Annotated in this window: 17 protein-coding genes; 6 read left to right on the top strand and 11 right to left on the bottom strand. The window is 69.6% G+C overall.

Going from position 1 to position 17,232, the window contains the following annotated elements; all coding sequences use genetic code 11:
* Positions 1–26: 26 nt before the first annotated feature.
* Positions 27–1,091: a succinyl-diaminopimelate desuccinylase gene (gene dapE, locus AB7I40_RS01725; protein WP_428346655.1), complete on the bottom strand. Its 1,065-nt coding sequence runs from the start codon at positions 1,089–1,091 to the stop codon at positions 27–29.
* Between the two features lie 41 nt (positions 1,092–1,132).
* Complete coding sequence (gene ileS, locus AB7I40_RS01730; protein ID WP_428346654.1) at positions 1,133–4,411, bottom strand: isoleucine--tRNA ligase; 3,279 nt, start codon at positions 4,409–4,411, stop codon at positions 1,133–1,135.
* Between the two features lie 295 nt (positions 4,412–4,706).
* Here ileS and AB7I40_RS01735 point away from each other — a divergent pair, with 295 nt between their 5' ends.
* The 4 genes from AB7I40_RS01735 (at position 4,707) to AB7I40_RS01750 (ending at position 7,735) form a co-directional block, all read left to right on the top strand.
* A complete protein-coding gene (locus AB7I40_RS01735; RefSeq protein WP_428346653.1) occupies positions 4,707–5,255 on the top strand; it encodes a DinB family protein in 549 nt (182 codons plus the stop codon).
* Between the two features lie 28 nt (positions 5,256–5,283).
* Positions 5,284–6,225: a 2,3,4,5-tetrahydropyridine-2,6-dicarboxylate N-succinyltransferase gene (dapD, locus tag AB7I40_RS01740; protein ID WP_428346652.1), complete on the top strand. Its 942-nt coding sequence runs from the start codon at positions 5,284–5,286 to the stop codon at positions 6,223–6,225.
* Positions 6,225–7,193 (top strand): hypothetical protein, encoded by a 969-nt coding sequence (locus AB7I40_RS01745; protein WP_428346651.1) that lies wholly within the window; start codon positions 6,225–6,227, stop codon positions 7,191–7,193. The genes dapD and AB7I40_RS01745 overlap by 1 nt, the downstream gene beginning before the upstream one ends.
* A gap of 173 nt (positions 7,194–7,366) precedes the next feature.
* A complete protein-coding gene (locus AB7I40_RS01750) occupies positions 7,367–7,735 on the top strand; it encodes a hypothetical protein (protein ID WP_428346650.1) in 369 nt (122 codons plus the stop codon).
* Between the two features lie 6 nt (positions 7,736–7,741).
* Here AB7I40_RS01750 and dapC read toward each other — a convergent pair whose 3' ends face one another.
* Together dapC and fdxA are read right to left on the bottom strand one after the other, a co-directional pair.
* A complete protein-coding gene (dapC, locus tag AB7I40_RS01755) occupies positions 7,742–8,851 on the bottom strand; it encodes a succinyldiaminopimelate transaminase (RefSeq protein ID WP_428346649.1) in 1,110 nt (369 codons plus the stop codon).
* The gene (gene fdxA / locus AB7I40_RS01760) at positions 8,848–9,171 is read right to left on the bottom strand and encodes a ferredoxin (protein ID WP_428346648.1); all 324 of its coding nucleotides are present in this window, start codon (positions 9,169–9,171) and stop codon (positions 8,848–8,850) included. Before fdxA ends, dapC begins: the two co-directional genes overlap by 4 nt.
* 49 nt (positions 9,172–9,220) lie before the next feature.
* On the opposite strand from fdxA, the gene AB7I40_RS01765 reads away from it, so the two are divergent.
* Positions 9,221–10,147, top strand: coding sequence for a GNAT family N-acetyltransferase (locus tag AB7I40_RS01765; protein WP_428346647.1), 927 nt, complete (start codon positions 9,221–9,223; stop codon positions 10,145–10,147).
* Here AB7I40_RS01765 and AB7I40_RS01770 read toward each other — a convergent pair.
* From AB7I40_RS01770 to AB7I40_RS01800, 7 genes are all read right to left on the bottom strand, one after another.
* Positions 10,120–11,097: a DUF389 domain-containing protein gene (locus AB7I40_RS01770; protein WP_428346646.1), complete on the bottom strand. Its 978-nt coding sequence runs from the start codon at positions 11,095–11,097 to the stop codon at positions 10,120–10,122. The two genes, AB7I40_RS01765 and AB7I40_RS01770, sit on opposite strands and share 28 nt — an antisense overlap.
* Before the next feature lies 1 nt (position 11,098).
* Entirely contained in the window at positions 11,099–12,850 is a 1,752-nt protein-coding gene (locus AB7I40_RS01775; protein ID WP_428346645.1) for a VanW family protein, read from the bottom strand.
* Positions 12,851–12,860: 10 nt separating this feature from the next.
* A complete protein-coding gene (locus tag AB7I40_RS01780; protein WP_428346644.1) occupies positions 12,861–13,214 on the bottom strand; it encodes a hypothetical protein in 354 nt (117 codons plus the stop codon).
* Positions 13,214–14,122: an N-acetyl-1-D-myo-inositol-2-amino-2-deoxy-alpha-D-glucopyranoside deacetylase gene (gene mshB, locus AB7I40_RS01785; RefSeq protein ID WP_428346643.1), complete on the bottom strand. Its 909-nt coding sequence runs from the start codon at positions 14,120–14,122 to the stop codon at positions 13,214–13,216. Before mshB ends, AB7I40_RS01780 begins: the two co-directional genes overlap by 1 nt.
* Before the next feature lie 13 nt (positions 14,123–14,135).
* Positions 14,136–14,411, bottom strand: a complete 276-nt coding sequence (locus AB7I40_RS01790; protein WP_428346642.1) for a hypothetical protein — start codon at positions 14,409–14,411, stop codon at positions 14,136–14,138.
* A gap of 88 nt (positions 14,412–14,499) precedes the next feature.
* Entirely contained in the window at positions 14,500–15,537 is a 1,038-nt protein-coding gene (locus AB7I40_RS01795; RefSeq protein WP_428346641.1) for a hypothetical protein, read from the bottom strand.
* A 188-nt stretch (positions 15,538–15,725) separates the two neighbouring features.
* Positions 15,726–16,103, bottom strand: a complete 378-nt coding sequence (locus AB7I40_RS01800; RefSeq protein ID WP_428346640.1) for a (deoxy)nucleoside triphosphate pyrophosphohydrolase — start codon at positions 16,101–16,103, stop codon at positions 15,726–15,728.
* A 25-nt stretch (positions 16,104–16,128) separates the two neighbouring features.
* Between AB7I40_RS01800 and AB7I40_RS01805 the strand changes: the two genes are divergently transcribed.
* A complete protein-coding gene (locus AB7I40_RS01805) occupies positions 16,129–17,202 on the top strand; it encodes a hypothetical protein (protein ID WP_428346639.1) in 1,074 nt (357 codons plus the stop codon).
* Positions 17,203–17,232 lie beyond the last annotated feature (30 nt).

Raw genomic sequence — 17,232 nt, forward strand, 5'->3', positions numbered from 1 at the left:
CTTCTCCTGGTCGGCCATCGGATCGCTCACCGGTCCTCACCGAGCCACGCACGCAACTGCCGCTCACAGCGAGCGATGTGCTCGAGAGGGACGAACTCCTCCTGCTTGTGCGCCAGCATCGGGTCTCCCGGGCCGAAGTTCACCGCCGGGATCCCCAACCCGGTGAACCGGGCGACATCGGTCCAGCCGAACTTCGGGTTCACCTGGCCCCCCACGGCGGCCAGGAAGTCCTTGGCGGCCGGCTTGTCCAGGCCCGGCAGGGCACCGGGCGCGGAGTCCGAGACGGCCACCTCGAAGCCGTCGAAGAACTCGCGCACGAACGCCTCCGCCTCAGCCTCGCTCCGGTCCGGGGCGAAGCGGTGGTTGACGGTCACCACGCATTCGTCGGGTAGCACGTTGCCAGCCACTCCCCCACTGATGAAGACCGCGTTGAGACCCTCGTGGTACTCCAGGCCGTCGATCACGGGGCGTCGGGCGTCGTACTCGGCGAGCCGGGTGAGCACCGCGGCGGCGCGGTGGATCGCGTTGACCCCGCGCCAGCTGCGCGCCGAGTGCGCACGCTCACCGGTGAGCCGGACGTCGACGCGAAGCGTGCCCTGACAACCAGCCTCGACCCCGGCGTTCGACGGCTCCATCAGGATGGCGAAGTCGGCGGCCATCAGGTCGGGGTCGCTGACGACGAGCTTGGACAGGCCGTTGTGCTCGGCCTCGATCTCCTCGCACTCGTAGAACAGGAAGGTGATGTCGCGGTTGGGCCTCACCAGGTCCTGGGCGAGCTTGAGCGCGATCGCGACCCCACCCTTCATGTCACAGGTCCCCAGCCCGTGCAGATGCGTGCCATCGTTGCGGGCCGGCAGGTTGTCGTTCAGAGGCACCGTGTCGATGTGCCCGGCGATGACCACCCTCTCGGGGCGCCCGAGCGCCGTCCTGGCCACGATCGTGTTGCCTCGCCGGGTGAGCTCGAGGTGCCGCAGCGGGGACAGCGCCGCCTCGATCGCGTCGGCGATCGCCTGCTCGTCGTGGCTCACCGACTCGATGTTGACCAGCTGCTCGGTCAGGGTCACGGTGTCAGCGTTCAGATCCAGACTCATGCACCCATCCTGTCAGCCGACCGGCACCGATCAGCCACTCCTCAGCTCGTCGCCAGCTCGATCTCGGTCTCCTGCGCCTCCACGAAGCTCACGCTGGTGGCCAGCGTCTCACCTGCGATGAGGAGCTCGTGGGTGCGCGCCGCGGCCAGGACGTCGGCGGGGCCCCCGACCCGCAGGGCGATGCGGTCCGAGACGTCGAGTCCGGCGTCGCGTCGAGCCTGCTGGATCTGGCGGACCAGGTCACGGGCCAGGCCCTCGGCCTCGAGCTCCGGCGTCAGGTAGGTGTCGAGAACCACGAACCCGCCGCGCGGCAGCATCCCGGTGACCGTGCCACCCGAGCCGCCGGCCACGGTCTCCAGGGTGAACTCACCCTCGACGAGCACCAGCCCACCGGCAGTCACCGTGCCGTCCTCGGCCACCGACCAGTCGCCCGACTTGGACCCCCGGATCGCGACCTGGACGTCCTTGCCCAGCCGGGGCCCGGCAGCACGCGCGTTGACGTTGAGCTTCTGCGAGACGCCGTACGTCGCGGCCTCCGGCTCGGCGGCGTCGAGCAACCGCACCGACTTCACGTTGAGCTCGTCGGCGATGATGCCCTCGAAGCCGCCCAGGGAAGCCGCGTCGGAGACCACCACCGTCAGTCCCGACAGCGGGAGCCGGTTGCGCAGGCCGGCGCTCTTGCGCAGCGCGGACCCGGCCGAGCAGGCATCGCGGACCACGTCCATCGCCGCCACCAGAGCATCGTCGGCCGGCAGGTCGGAGACCAGCGGCCAGTCGGTCAGGTGCACCGAACGGCCGCCGGTCAGGCCGCGCCAGATCTCCTCGGTGGTCAGCGGCAGCAGTGGAGCCGTGACGCGGCTGACCACCTCGAGCACCGTGTAGAGCGTGTTGAACGCACCCTCGTCGACGATCCCGCCCGCAGCCCAGAAGCGCTCCCGGGAGCGCCGGATGTACCAGTTGGTGAGCACGTCGAGGAACGACCGGGTCGAGTCACAGGCCTCGGCGACCGCGTAGTTGTCGAGCTGGTCGGTCATCTGCTCGACGTACTGCCGGCACTTGGCCAGCAGATAGCGATCCAGCGGATCGGTCGAGCTCGTGGACCACGACGCCTCGTGCCCGTCACTGCCCGCCGCGTTGGCGTAGAGCGAGAAGAAGTACCAGCTGTTCCACAGCGGGATCATCACCTGGCGCACCGAGTCGCGGATGCCCTGCTCGGTGACGACCAGGTTGCCGCCGCGAAGGATCGGCGAGGACATCAGGAACCAGCGCATCGCGTCGGCTCCGTCCCGGTCGAAGACCTCGCGTACGTCGGGATAGTTGCGCAGGGACTTCGACATCTTGTTGCCGTCGGACCCCAGCACGATCCCATGGCTGACACAGGTCTCGAACGCCGGCTTGTCGAAGATCGCGGTGGCCAGCACGTGCAGGGTGTAGAACCAGCCGCGGGTCTGCCCGATGTACTCCACGATGAAGTCGCCCGGGAAGTGCCCCTTGCTCGTCGCCGTGCCGTCGAACCAGTCGGCGTGCTCGAACGGGTAGTGCACCTGGGCGAAGCTCATGGCGCCGGAGTCGAACCAGACGTCCAGCACGTCCGGGACCCGGCGCATCATCGAACGCCCGGTCGGATCGTCAGGGTTCGGTCGGACCAGGTCGTCGACGTAGGGGCGGTGCAGGTCCAGAACGCCGTCGTTCAGCGGCGGCGCCCCGAAGTCCGCCTCCAGCTGGGCGAAGCTGCCGTAGACGTCGACGCGCGGGTAGGCCGGGTCGTCGCTCTTCCACACCGGCACCGGCGAGCCCCAGAACCGGTTGCGGGTCACCGACCAGTCGCGGGCGTTCGCCAGCCACTTGCCGAACTGACCGTCCTTGATGTGCTCGGGCACCCAGCGGATCTGGTCGTTGAGCTCCAGCATCCGCTCCTTGATCGCGGTGACCTCGACGAACCACGACGAGACCCCCTTGTAGATCAGGGGCTCGCGGCAGCGCCAGCAGTGCGGGTAGGAGTGCTCGTAGCCCTCGCGGCGCAGCAGCACCGTGCCTGGCGTGACCGAGCCGGTCGCTTCGGTGGTCGAGCTTGTGTCGTCGGTGGTCGAGCTTGTCGAGACCCGGGTCGCCGCCTTCAGGTGGTCGATGATGGGCAGGTTGGCGTCGAAGACGAGCATGCCGGCGTACTCGAGGACCGGTTCGGTGAACCGCCCGTCCTTGCCGACCGGCATGACCGGCTCGATGCCCTCGCGGTCGGTGATCTCCTTGTCGACCTCACCGAAGGCTCCGGCGGTGTGCACGAGCCCGGAACCGTCGGTGGTGGTGACGGCGTCGTCAGCCGCGACGACCCGGAAGGCCCGCTCACGGCCGAGGTAGTAGGAGAACGGCGGGGTGTAGCCACGGCCCACCAGATCGGCGCCGCGGTAGCTCCCGACCACGGTCGGCTCCTCCCCCAGCTCCCGGGCGTAGGCAGCCAGCCGGGCGGCGGCCAGCAGGTAGCGGGCCGTGCGGTCGGTGCCCGGGACCGGCGCCTCGACGACGACGTACTCGATCTCGGAGCCGACCATGATCGCCAGGTTGCTGGGCAGGGTCCACGGCGTCGTGGTCCACACGAGAGCCAGCACCCCGTCCAGGTCGTCACCGCGATCCTCGAGGCGCAGACCCACGGTGACCGCGGGGTCGGTGACCATCTGGTAGACGTCGTCGTCCATGCGCAGCTCGTGGTTGGACAGCGGCGTCTCGTCGTTCCAGCAGTAGGGCAGCACCCGGAAGCCCTCGTAGATCAGGCCCTTCTCGTGGAGCTGACCGAAGGCCCACATCACCGACTCCATGTAGTCGGGGTTCATGGTGCGGTAGTCGTGCTCGAAGTCGACCCAGCGTGCCTGACGGGTGACGTACTCGCGCCAGTCGTCGGTGTACTTCATCACCGAGGCCCGGCACGCGTCGTTGAACTTCTCGATGCCGAGCTCGTGGATCTCGTCGGTCGTCTTGAGCCCGAGCTGGCGCATCGCCTCGAGCTCGGCGGGCAGCCCGTGGGTGTCCCACCCGAAGCGGCGCTCGACGCGCTTGCCGCGCATGGTCTGGTAGCGCGGGATCAGGTCCTTCACGTAGCCGGTGAGGAGGTGCCCGTAGTGCGGGAGCCCGTTGGCGAACGGGGGGCCGTCGTAGAAGACGAACTCGTTCTCACCATCCGAGCCGGGGTCGCGCTGCTCGACACTGGCCACGAACGTGTCGTCGGTCTTCCAGTAGTCCAGCACCCGCTCCTCGATGGCCGGGAACCTGGGGCTCGAGGGGACGCCCGACTGATCGGGGTCGGTGGAGACCTTGGGGTAGGTCATCAGTGGCTCTCCTGCGGTCGTGGGCTCGAACATCCACGAGGACGACCTCCCGGAGGAGCCGCGGTACCACCTCGCTTGCCCTGCTCTCGGTCATCGAGCTTGTCGAGACCAGGACCGCTTCATCGAAGGCTCTGACGGGCCCACCCGTCCGGTTCTACTGGGCCGAAGCCGTTCCTCCGGAAGCTCGCCGCTGATGACGGCTCAGACGCTGTTGGGACCAGCGTACGGGCTGGTCGAGGTTGCCCGCCAATCAATACCGGTTGCGTTCCGTGCCGTGAGCAGCGAGCGTGGCTCCGTGACCGAACGCAGCTTTCCCGACATGTGGGTCGACCCCGACGACGATCCCCGCGACACCGGCACCAGCCCGGTCGGGGAGCGAGCCACGCTGGTGGACTACCTGCGTCACTACCGACTCACTCTGGCCATGAAGTGCGAGGGCCTGGACGCCGAGCAGCTGGCGCGCCGCTCGGTGCCCCCCTCCACCCTCTCCCTGCTCGGACTGGTCCGCCATCTCGCCAAGGTCGAGCACAGCTGGTTCCGCCGGGTGATGGAGGGCCAGGACCTGCCCCGGCTCTACTGGAGCAGCGAGGACCGCGATCTCGACTTCAACGGTGCCGTGCCCGACCCCGCCGTGGTGGCGGATGCCTGGGAGTCCTGGCGGCGCGAGGTCGCCCATGCCGAGGAGTACGTCGCCTCGGCTCCCTCGCTCGACGTGGAAGGAGCCCACCACGACGGGCCGGTAGCCCTGCGCGAGGTCCTGGTGCACATGATCGAGGAGTACGCCCGCCACGTCGGCCACGCCGATCTGCTGCGCGAGTGTGTGGACGGGCGCACGGGCCAGTAGTCGTGCCGGGTCCGTAGAGTTGGGTCCCGTGACCCACTCTGCCTGGGGCTTCGGCCTCACGACTCTCGCCGCCGACGGCACCGTCCTGGACGTCTGGTTCCCCGCGCCCGCACGGGGCAGCGTCCCCGACGACCCCGCCATCCCCGCGGACCTCAGCGCCCTCGAGGGCGACGACCCGGCCCGCGGCGTACGCCGGACGGTGGAGCTGGTGGTCGTCGACGACCTCGACGCCGCGCCCGTCTCGACCCAGGACGTGTGGCTGCGACTGCACCTGCTGAGCAGTCGGCTGGCGGTGCCGCACTCGATCAACCTGGACGGGGTCTTCGGGTTGCTGACCAACGTGGTGTGGACCTCGGCAGGTCCATGCGCCGTCGAGGGCTTCGAGCTCACTCGCGCCCGCCTGCAGCGCGAAGGTCGGCACGTGACGGTGTTCGGGGTCGACAAGTTCCCCCGCATGGTGGACTACGTGCTGCCCTCCGGGGTGCGGATCGCCGACGCCGACCGGGTCCGCCTCGGGGCCCACCTGGCCGAGGGCACCACCGTGATGCACGAGGGATTCGTGAACTTCAACGCCGGGACTCTCGGAGTCTCCATGGTGGAGGGCCGGATCTCGGGCGGGGTCCTGGTCGGCAACGGTTCCGACATCGGCGGCGGCGCGTCGATCATGGGGACGCTGTCGGGTGGTGGCAAGGAGGTGGTGTCGGTCGGTGAGCGCTGCCTGCTCGGCGCCAACGCCGGGATCGGCATCTCCCTGGGCGACGACTGTGTGGTCGAGGCGGGGTGCTACGTGACTGCGGGCACCAAGGTGACCCTGCAGGACGGCTCGGTGGTCAAGGCGCTGACCCTGTCGGGGGCCAGCAACGTGCTCTTCCGCCGCAACTCGGTCACCGGAGCGATCGAGGCCGTGCCGTGGAAGGGCGGAGCGGACGGCAAGGGCATCGAGCTGAACGCCGCCCTGCACGCCAACTGATGGGGACAGGCGCCAAGGCGGCTCTCATCGGTGTGGTGGGGCTCGGAGTCATCACGGCGGGCGCGGTCGCCCTGTGGACCGGCGTCGGCCCGCTGGCCGACCCTCCCGGCTGCACGGCCACGGTCGACGGGCTGGAGGTGTCCTTGTCGACCGAGCAGGCCGAGAACGCGGCCCTGATCGCCGCGATCGGCGTGCGTCGGGGCCTGCCGGCACGAGCGGTGAGCATCGCGCTGGCCACGGCCTACCAGGAGAGCAAGATCACCAACCTCGAGACCGGCGACCGTGACTCCGTGGGGATCTTCCAGCAGCGGCCCTCGCAGGGCTGGGGCACGGTGAAGGAGATCCTCAACCCCTACTACTCGATCAACACGTTCTACGACGCCCTCGAGCAGATCGACGGCTACGAGGACATGAGGATCACCGAGGCAGCCCAGGAGGTGCAGCGCTCCGGTTTCCCCGAGGCCTACCAGGACCACGCCGAGGACGCCCGGGCGGTCGCCTCCGCCTTGACGGGCTACTCCCCCAGCGCCTTCACCTGTGTCGTCGACGAGGCCGCCTCGGGAGGACGCAAGCTGAACCCGGCCGGCCTCACCAAGCCCGCCGCCGCGGTCCGTCGCGACCTCGAGGCGGCGTTCGGAGAGCTTCCGCTGGGTGGTTTCGCCCCCGGCGGGGTGACGAGCGGGCACATGCCCGGCTCCGCGCACTACGAGGGCCGGGCCCTCGACGTGTTCGTGCGACCGATCAGTGCCGACAACACACGGCTCGGCTGGGCGATCGCCAGCTATCTGGTGGCCCAGGCAGATCGCCTCGACATCGACCACGTGATCTTCGACGACCGGATCTGGACCTCCGGGCGGCGTTCGGAGTCCGGATGGCGCGACTACGATCCCGGCGACACCTCCGGGAAGTCGAAGGACACGATCGCGATCCTCGAGCACCGCGACCATGTCCACGTCGACGTGGCCTGAGGCGTCCCCGACCGCTCGTCGGCCACCGGATGGTCCGATCGAGTCATGGTCAGGGCCAAGGCCTGGCCCGATGACACTGTTCCGGGTGCCAAGGATGGATTCGCGGCGGGGTGGCACCTAGATTGGCGCTGGGGCTCCCCGCACTCGCGGGGAGAAAATGGGGGGCACATTTCATGAACGACTCGACCGTCTACACGATCGGCACCGCACTCAACCGGGCCAAGGACCAGGACCTTCCGGTCCAGGTGCTCGTGGAGGGGCAATGGCTCGGCGGCACGGTCCAGGCCTCCGACGGCCACGGACTGGTGCTCAGCAACGAGGCGCGCGAGCAGTCCGTCGTCCGGATGCAGAGCATCTCAGCCGTCCGGGTGCTGAGCGCCACCGCGAGCCGCCCGCAGCAGGCCTACCAGGAGCCACACCGACCGGCAGGCGAATCCCGCATCCACAGCCAGCCGGCAGGCCAGGCCGCCCACCCGATGCCCGGTCCCCGCCACGAGGCCAGCGACCTGCACGGAGTCGTGCTCGCGATCTCGTCCAGCTGACCGAGCTCACGAGGCGGCAGCGAGTCGCTCCACAGCCGCGGCCACCCGCTCGTCGGTCGCGGTGAACGCCACGCGCACATGCCTGCTGCCGGTGGGCCCGTAGAAGGCGCCCGGGGCCACCAGGATGCCGTGCTCGGCCAGCCGACCCACGCTCTCCCAGCAGTCCTCGTCGCGACTGGCCCACAGGTAGAGCGACGCCTCGGAGTGGTCGATGCGGAAACCGGCCTGCTCGAAGGCAGCACGCAGCGCCGTACGCCGGGCCGCGTAGCGCGCGTGCTGCTCGCTCACGTGGACGTCGTCGTCGAGGGCCGCAGCCATGGCGACCTGCTGAGGGGCCGGCAGCTGCAGGCCCAGGTTCTTGCGCACCGCCAGCAGTTCCGCGACCAGGGCCGGGTCGCCGGCGACGAAGGCGCAGCGGTAGCCGGCGAGGTTGGACCGTTTCGACAGCGAGTGCACCGAGAGGAGGCCCTCGAAGGAACCACCGCACACGTCGGGGTGCAAGATCGAGACGGGCTCGGCATCCCAGGCGCACTCGAGATAGCACTCGTCGGAGACCAGGACAGTGCCTCGCTGGCGGCACCAGTCGACCACCTTCTTGAGGTGTTCGACCGGCAGCACCCGCCCGGTCGGGTTGGACGGCGAGTTGAGCCAGAGCAACCGCGGGACCTCCGGACCGATCGCGGTCAGGGAGTCTGTCGCCAAGACTCGCGCGCCGGCGAGGGCAGCGCCCACCTCGTAGGTCGGGTAGGCCAGGGCCGGATGGACGATGAGGTCGCCGGCACCGATCCCGAGGTGTACGGCGAGCGAGCCGATGAGCTCCTTGGACCCGATGACCGGAAGGACGGCGTCCAGGCCGAGACCGACCACGCCGAATCGTCGGGCCAGCCAGTCGATCGCCGCCTGACGGGTCTCGACCCGCCCGACGGTGAGCGGATAGCCGGGCGCGTCACTGGCGCCGCGCAGCGCCGCCTGGACGGACTCGGGGGTCGAGTCGACAGGGGTGCCGACCGACAGGTCGACGATGCCGTCCGGATGCGCCCGCGCCGTGGCGGCGTAGGTCGTCAGATGGTCCCAGGGGAAGTCCGGGAGCCGGGCGGAGACGAGCCGGGAAGTCACTCCTGGTTCTGCGGAGGAAGCGCCTCGATGAACGGGTGGTCCTTGTCGATCACGCCCATCTTGGCAGCGCCACCAGGTGAACCGAGGTCCTCGAAGAAGGCGACGTTGGCGGTGTAGTAGTCCTTCCACTGCTCCGGCGTGTCGTCCTCGTAGAAGATCGCCTCGACGGGGCAGACCGGCTCACAGGCACCGCAGTCGACGCACTCGTCGGGGTGGATGTAGAGCATCCGCTTGCCTTCGTAGATGCAGTCGACCGGACACTCGTCGACGCAGGCACGGTCCTTGAGATCGACACACGGCTGGGCGATGACGTAGGTCAACTGATCCTCCTGAGCGTTGCGGGAACGGCCACAGCCTAGTATCCCCGCCATGGATTCCGACACCGGCTCCCCGGAGGTGGGCAGACACCTCCTCGGCGCACACGTGGTGGGCCAGCGCGTCGTCGTTCGCCGCGTGCTGCGCGGCGTCACCGGCCCGTCCGGTGGGCCGGCCATGACCGACGTGCTCGGGGTGTGCACCTCATGGGGGCAGGGTCGCTGCGTGGTCGAGTCCGACCGGGGCCCGGTGGTCATCGAGATCGCCGACATCGTCTCGGGCAAGCCGGTCCCGCCCCGGCCCTCGGCACGCCTCCGGGTGGCCGCAGCCGACGCGCAGCGTCGGGCACTGGCACTGTGGCCGGACCTGGTCACCGAGCCCCGCGGCGACTGGATCCTGCGTCTCAGCGACAGCTCGACCGCCCGCCGCGCCAACTCGGTGCTCGCCATCGGGGAGTCGGGCCTGGCGGACCCTGTCGCTGAGGTGACGTCCTACTACCTCGGGCACGACCGTCGTCCGATCGCCGCAGTCGTGGCTGACTCCGCACAGTGCGAGCTGTTCGCGAGCAGGGGCTGGGTTCCCGAGAGCCACGACGCCGACACCCTGTTCCAGATCGCCCCGGTGGCGCGGGCCCTGCGGACCCTGCGCGGGCATGGCGCCGACCAGGTGCTGCTCGAGGAGGACCGAGACCTGGTCACGGTGTCGATCGGCGATCCGGGGGCTCCCGTGGCCACCGGTGTGGCCGCCTGTGCCGAGGACTGGGTCGGGTTCCGGGGCATCGAGGTCGTGCCGGCGTACCGTCGCCAGGGCCTGGGCCTGGCCGTCATGGCGATCCTCCTGGAGTGGGGTGCCGAGCGGGGGGCCACCACGGCGTACCTCCAGGTGCTGGGCCACAACACCGGGGCCATCGCCCTCTACGAGCGGATCGGTTTCGCGACCCATCACGCCTACCGCTACCTGGCGCCGCCTGCCCCTGACTGACGGATGCCGAAGAGGCGCTCGCTGCCGGCCATCACCCGATCCCACAGCAGTCGTTGCAGCGCGAGCACGACGACTCCGGCCACCACCATGCCGAGCAGGTTGATGCCCAGTTGTCCGAGTGCACCCTGCATCTCGCCGGTCTCCCAGGTCGCCAGAGCCAGCGCCAGGTTGCCCGCCGCGGGCACCGTGGTGACCGAGATGAACACCCCGACGAGCGCGTCCGCCTTGTTCGTCGACAGGGCGAGCACACCGGCGGCGCCCGCGACGAGAGCCACGATGAACGACCAGCGGTCGGGGTGCCAGATGAATCCGGTCTGGGGACGCGGCCGGCTCACCATCTCCGCCGTCACATCGCCCACCGCCGCTCCGAGCAGACCCAGGAGCGCGACCACGAGGATGGCGAAGGTGAAGCTGAGCACCAGCAACCGCACGCTCCTCAGCACCAGCCCCCAACGGGCGAACACGATGCCGATGCAGATGGCGGCGACCACCCCGAACTCCGGGCCGACCACCATGGCCCCGATGATCAGGATGGTCGAGTCGGTGATCACCGCGATCGCGGCGAGGATCGTGGCCAGCACCAGGAACAGGTGGAAGGTCACCGTGGGCCGGCTGGCCGCATCGGCCTTCGCGACCACCGCCTCCCAGATCACCGCATCGTCGGGATGCCCGGGCGCTGCGACCTCGAGGCGCCGGGCGGCCGCGAACGGGGTGGCGGTGGGCGTGACGACGACGATGCCGCCACGCTCACGCAGGCCCAGGTCGGTGAGGGTGGTGAGCAGATCCCCAGCACTCTCGCGTGCCACCTCGCAGGTGATCAGGTCACCGGCGGGGTCCAGGGACGCCCCCGGGAGGGATACCACGTTGGTGACATGGTCGTCGGCCAGGAGGAGCTCCCGGATCTGCGGCGCCAGGTCGACGGGCACGTTGAGGCGGACGTGGAGCAACACGCTACTGCCCCGAGGGACTGGGTGAGGGAGACGGAGGTGGCTTGCAGATCACCGTGTCCGACGGCGTGTAGACCGTGTGGAAGACCTCCTTGTGGTCCAGCTTGCTCTCCCCCACCTTCCGGAAGAAGCGGGTCACGTCGACCTGGAAGCCGCTGTAGCCGGTGTTGGGGTAGCAGTCGGCCGTGGTGAGCGTCCTGGTGGCGGGCGGGGTGTAGGCGTAGCGCGCCGACGTGCTGCTCGTGATGTCCCACACCTTGGTGGACCACATGGAGACCGTCACCACCCCCTGCGTGGCCGCGGTGGCCGGGGTGACATTGGCCTGGATCAGGATGCCGTAGGGAGTGTCGTTCTTGAACCGGAGGTCCACCGATCCCCAGGCCACGGTAGCCTCCCGCCCGACGGGGTAGCGGTCGATGTAGAACGAGTGCGGCTTGTGCTCGATGTCCTTGAGGCCCGCGAAGAACATGGCGTTGAAGGTGGTCGTGGCCATCTGTGAGACCCCGCCGCCGAGATCCTCGGCGAAGATGCCGTTGCTGATGATGAAGCCCTCGGTGAAGCCGTTCTCGCGGGTCCGCTCCCCCACGGTGCGGTTGAGGGAGAAGGTCTCCCCCGGCTTGAGGACGGTGCCGTTGACCAGCTCGGCCGCGCGCCCGATGTTGATGTTGCGGTACTCCGCGTAGGGGTAGTACGTCGTGAAGGTCGACACCTTGCGCCGGATCTTCAGGGCCTTGGCGTCCTTGGTGGTGAACTCGGGCTCGGCGACGCTCGCCTTGACCTTCAGCTGGCGCTCACCGGGGTCCTTCACCACCACGTCGAGGAACGCCGCCGAGATGTCCTGCTCGTCGTACTGGACCCCGGGCTTGGCCGGGATGACCTTCGGCCTGCCGTTCACCAGCCGGACCGTGGCGTCGACAGGCTCGCCCCGGGCGACGGTCCGCCGGTCGACGAGCTTGGCGAGCCGGGCCGTGTCGAGCGCCGGCACCAGGACACCGTCGTCGGCCTTCATGCTCAGCACCCGGCTGTACTCCGCGGGGAGGATCCGGACCGGGGAGTCGTCGAAGACGAGGGTGACCGGCCCCGAGACGGCCGGATTGGCGAAGTCGTCGAGGGCGCTCTGGACGTCGTCGTCGTCGATCTCGGGAGCCATCGGCTCCAGCTCGAGGGTGAGCGCGCTCTCCCCGGACACGAAGGCCGCCGCGATCGCGTCCTGGGCCGTGGCCGGGTCGATGCCCTCGCCGTCCGCGGCCGCAGTGGTCCGCACCCGGCCCGCGACGAACGAGACGGTGCCGTCGACCGGGGCCGTGCCACCGCGAGTCTCGAGCCTGTCCAGCGTGGCGGCCAGCTCGCCCTCGTCGAACTCGATGACCGGATCGAGGTCGGATCCGCCGGTCCAGTAGTCCCAGAGGTACTGCGGGGACCAGCTGCCTCCACCGCCCGCACCAGCGACGGAGGCCGCGTAGTCGACGCTGATCCCGGCCTCGTCGGGAGTGATGGGCGTGGTCTTCGTGCCGACCGTGACCGCGATCGGTTCGGACTCGCGGTCGGCCAGCGCGTCGCGCAGGAGTTGCTCCGCCTCGGCCGGGGTGCGTCCACCCACCTCGACCCCGGCGACCGTCGTACCGCGCGGGAGCTTGTCGCCGGCCAAGGCGTACGCCGCGACGTAGCCGCCGCCGAACAGGGCGACCAGCACGAGGATCAGGACGAGGACGACACGGCCACCGTTGTCATCACGCGGAGAGGGGGTCGTGGTCACGCTGGTCATCCTAAGTTGGGAGCGAAGGATTCTCCGGCTTCCGCGCCCGTCGTGGGATCGTGCCGACCGCGTAGGTCAGCACGAACAGCCCGGTTGCGAGCATCGTGTAGCCGCGCCAGTCCGAGACGATCGCCCAGTCCCCCTCGGGTCGCCCCACCAGCGCGAGGCCGAGAACCGTCACCCAACCGAGGGTGAAGCCCCCGCGCAACCAGCCGGCAGGGAGGGCGAACGCGGCCAGCACCGTGGCGGCAACAGCGACCGGCAGGCCCCACCATCGCGTGTTCAGTGCGATCACGCACACGGCCGTCCATGCGCCGGCGGCAACGAGCACGGGGACCAGCACCGCCCGGGCAGCTGAAGGCATCAGAGTCCGGCGAAGAGATCGGTCTCCAGCCGCTCGGCACCGTCCGGGGCGGGGGTGCCCTTGGCGATCCGGTAGAACTCGGTGCCCCATATCGAGTTGCCCAGGTTGTTGGACAGCGCGAAGAACGGCCCGTCGACGGTGATCTGGGTGGCGTGCGCCTTGAGCGCGTCCATCTTCTGCACGAGGTAGTCGCTGCCGTCCACGCCTGCGGCCAGGTTCTCGTCCGGGGTGACGAAGTGCGGCATCGGTCCGTCGGGGTCCATCCCCTCGAACGTGGTCGTGTCCCCAGATGCCCGCAGAGCACGCAGACTCGCCCGCATGTTGTTCTCCGACATGGCGCCCCAGTAGATCTTCGCGATGTCCCACGGCTCACCGAGGTCCTTGCGGTACGACGGAACGGCGGCCAGCTGGGCGCCGTACATGGCCACCCGGTGCGCCTTGATGTGGTCGGGATGACCGTAGCCGCCGAACTGGTCGTAGGTGACCAGGACCTGGGGACGGACCTCGCGGATCACGGTCACCAGGTGGTCGGCCGCCTCGGTCAGGTCGGCCAGCCAGAACGCGTTCTCATGGACGTCGTCGGCGGCGATCGCGTGACCGTCCTCGTGCCACTTCATCCCGGAGTCGCGGTAGGTGCCGAACCCGCCGAGGAACCGGTGGTCGGTGACGCCGAGCACCTTCATGGCATTGTCGAGCTCACCGCGCCGGTGCACCCCGAGGCCGTCCTCACGGTCGGCGGCGAGGTGCTCCAGCTCGGGGACGAGGATCTCGCCCATCTCGCCCGCGGTGCAGGTCACGAGGGTCACCTCGGCGCCCTGCGCTACGTACTTGGCCATGGTGGCGCCCTGGCCGATGGTCTCGTCGTCGGGGTGGGCGTGCACCAGGAGGAGGCGCCTGTCAGAAGTCATGCCACCAGCGTAGTCACGGTCGCTTGATCCTTCGGGGAGCGGTCGGCAGCTCCACCGGGTGCTGATCGGCGGGTGCGGCCGGCTCGTCCACCTCCAGCCACCCGTCGTACTGGTCGATGAGGAGCTCGAACACGAAGCCCGGGGCGTCGGTCAGCACAGCCCAGGGGTGGGCCTCGTCGTCGTCCTCACCAGCCAGCCTCTCGCGCCGGATGCTCGCGTCGTATCCGTCGCGCGCGAGGCGCTCTGCCACCGCACGTGCATGGTCCTCCTCGAAGAAGATCCCTCTCATGGGTTCATGGTGACACCTCGCCGATGCCCCGATAGTCCCGAACGTTTGACAGGGCGACACGCCGAAGAAGGGTGCCGATCGTTCGGGACTATCGGTGGGTCAGATCAGCGGCCAAGCCGAGGCGGAGCAGTTGCTCATCCAGCGACTCGGGCTCGGGCGACCAGACCGGTCGAGTCAGCGTCCAGGCACGCGACTCGGGCGGCAGGAACTTCGCTCGCGCGCGCGTGTTCAGCATCCTTTGAGCGGCCGCCGACCGGTCGCGAAGATCTCCAGCGACGATGGCGAAGTACTCCAGGCCGTGATCTCGGAACCGCTGCTGACGGGCCACATCCGACCGATGCCGAGTCGATTCCCTGTGATCGGCGCCGTCGTACTCGCCCACCAACCCTGCTTCCTCGTCGAACAGGTCAGGTACGCCGAGCAACTGTCCGCTGAGATCGAAGACCGGCCGGTTGCAGACCGGTGCGGGGAGCCCTGCATCGAGGAGCCAGGTCAGACGCATCCGTGACTCCTGAGGCGACCGACTCTCGTTGGTGGCGAGGCGCAGAGCCTGGCGAACCAGCGGGACTCCGGTCCAGGCCGAACGATGGCCGACATAGGAACGCATCAGATCCACGGAGATGAGTCGCGCCGCCGCGGCCATGTCCATGTCCACCACGGCCTGCCTGAGCTGACCGTGGCGCCTCATCTCATCGAACAAAGCACGTTGAGTCGTGGTGCACCACAGCCCCGCCACCCACTCACGCTCCGAGGGTGCGAGCTGCTCTTGACTGACCAGGACGCCGGGGACGGCTCGCAGTTTGGCGGCGCCGACGACCAGCGGCACGGGGAGTTGTGTCCCGCCCGGCGCCGTACCGTCGAAGAACTGCGCACCTCGCCACCTGAGACATGCCCAGCCGGTCACCGCCCCGTACTTTCGAAGGCGGGCGCCCTGTTCGAGGATCCGTTGTTCCACGATCGACGAGTCGACGTCGCTGGCGACGTAGAGCCCCCGAGACGTCCGCCGGAAGCCGTGGCCCTGCACCAGCCCGCGCGTCGGGCCGGTCCGGGCCGACGTATCGATCCGGGAGGGGCGGACCAGGCCGTCGGGGCGGGTGCACACGGGGTCCCATGGGTGCTGAGCCACGGGAACAGACTGCAAAGAACACTGCACCGATTGGGGGTGCTGGCGAATGCCTGTGGATGGCTTGCGTCCGTGACGCACCTGTGGACGAAGGATGGCCCCACCCACCCCGCCGGATAGTCCCGAACGTTTGGCACGCCCCACCGGCGTGTCGCGGTGCCGAACGTTCGGGACTATCGGGGGTGGGTCGGCTACAGGAGTCGGCGCAGCTCAGGCAGGAAGGGACGGTCCGGTGCGAGCCAGTCCACGTCGTCGAGCTCCGTGGGGGCCAGCCAGCGCAGGGCGTCGTGCTCACGTGGCACGGGCTCACCCTCGACCAGACGCGTGAGCGCCACCCTCAGCTCGTAGGTGGTGCCGATGGCCGCGGCCCCCTCCAGCCACTGCTCGACCGCGATGGTGCAGCCCAGCTCCTCGCCGATCTCCCGGACAAGGGCAGCAGCAAGGGCTTCGCCGGTCTCCACCTTGCCGCCCGGGAACTCCCACCGTCCGGCTGCCGCTGCGGGGGTCGTACGCCGAGCAGCCAGGACCCGGCCGCGCACCACGATGGCAGCGCCGACGACCGTCCTCATCCCCCGAACCTATTACGGTGGCGCCATGTCAGCTGAGTCCCCACCGGGCGTGCACCTGCGCCGCACCGACGAGAACAGCGCCGAGATCGACGCGCTGGTCGGCCTCATCGGCGCGAGAGCGGGGATCGACGAGGTGCTCGGTGACCTCGACCGCCGGGCGCGCAAGCGGTGGGTGCCCGGCCTGGCCGTCAGCCACGGCTTCACCTGGGACGCCGAGGACCGAGGCACCCGTGACTGGTGGCCGCAGGGCATCACGACGAGCGCCGACGCCAGCGACACCGAGGACATCGGTGGGCGCAAGGTGCTGGCCGTGAGCTGGTACGCCAAGCACGGTCAGGGCTCGCGGATCAGCTTCATCGATCCGCACGCGTTGCGCTATCGCCACGTGCTGCTGGTGCGGCCGGTGCTCCGTGAGGGCCGGGTCGACCTCGAGGCGCTGCCCGTGCACGCCGGCGGGATCGTCTGGGCGGGGCCCTACCTGCATGTCGCCGGGACCGCCAAGGGTCTGTTCACCTGCCGGGTCGATGACCTCCTGCGGATCCCGGACCCGCTCTTCGACCCCGATCCGGAGCGCATCGGCTGGCACGGCGACCGGTTGTCCACGCACGGCTACCGCTACGTCCTGCCGGTGCGATTCGCCTACCAGCCGAGCACCGACCAGGGCGTCGCGAAGCTCCGCTACTCCTTCGTCTCGCTCGACCGCTCAGGCACGCAGCCCCGGGTCATCGCCGGCGAGTACGGACGGGCGGCGCAGACCCGTCGGCTGGCAAGCTTCGCGCTGGACCCCGACACCTTCCATCTCAGCGCCGGCGAGGACGGCCTGGCCCGCCCCGAACGGCTGGCCGACGGGGAACCCGGGATGCAGGGGGCCGCACTGGTCGGCGACACCTGGTACGCCACCCAGAGCCACGGACCGTGGGGACCGGGCTCCCTCTGGGTCGGGCGGCCCGGGGCGATGCGCGAGCGACGGTGGGCGTTGCCGATGGGTCCCGAGGACATCACCTACTGGCCCTCCCTTGACACCTTCTGGTCGGTCTCGGAGCACCCGCACCGCCGCTGGGTCTACGCCGTACGGCGCGACCGATTGCACCGCCCCTGACGCCTTCCGGACAAACCAGGCGTATCCGAC

Origin of the sequence: Nocardioides sp., from assembly GCF_050246775.1 — a bacterium.
In the GTDB taxonomy this organism is placed as follows: Bacteria; Actinomycetota; Actinomycetes; order Propionibacteriales; family Nocardioidaceae; genus Nocardioides.

Excerpts from the sequence above, each read along its gene's own strand:
- dapE (WP_428346655.1), bottom strand. The coding sequence starts at position 1,091 with ATGAGTCTGGATCTGAACGCTGACACCGTGACCCTGACCGAGCAGCTG.
- ileS (WP_428346654.1), bottom strand. The coding sequence starts at position 4,411 with ATGACCTACCCCAAGGTCTCCACCGACCCCGATCAGTCGGGCGTCCCC.
- AB7I40_RS01745 (WP_428346651.1), top strand. The coding sequence starts at position 6,225 with ATGGGGACAGGCGCCAAGGCGGCTCTCATCGGTGTGGTGGGGCTCGGA.
- AB7I40_RS01750 (WP_428346650.1), top strand. The coding sequence starts at position 7,367 with ATGAACGACTCGACCGTCTACACGATCGGCACCGCACTCAACCGGGCC.
- AB7I40_RS01765 (WP_428346647.1), top strand. The coding sequence starts at position 9,221 with ATGGATTCCGACACCGGCTCCCCGGAGGTGGGCAGACACCTCCTCGGC.
- AB7I40_RS01780 (WP_428346644.1), bottom strand. The coding sequence starts at position 13,214 with ATGCCTTCAGCTGCCCGGGCGGTGCTGGTCCCCGTGCTCGTTGCCGCC.
- mshB (WP_428346643.1), bottom strand. The coding sequence starts at position 14,122 with ATGACTTCTGACAGGCGCCTCCTCCTGGTGCACGCCCACCCCGACGAC.
- AB7I40_RS01790 (WP_428346642.1), bottom strand. The coding sequence starts at position 14,411 with ATGAGAGGGATCTTCTTCGAGGAGGACCATGCACGTGCGGTGGCAGAG.
- AB7I40_RS01800 (WP_428346640.1), bottom strand. The coding sequence starts at position 16,103 with ATGAGGACGGTCGTCGGCGCTGCCATCGTGGTGCGCGGCCGGGTCCTG.
- AB7I40_RS01805 (WP_428346639.1), top strand. The coding sequence starts at position 16,129 with ATGTCAGCTGAGTCCCCACCGGGCGTGCACCTGCGCCGCACCGACGAG.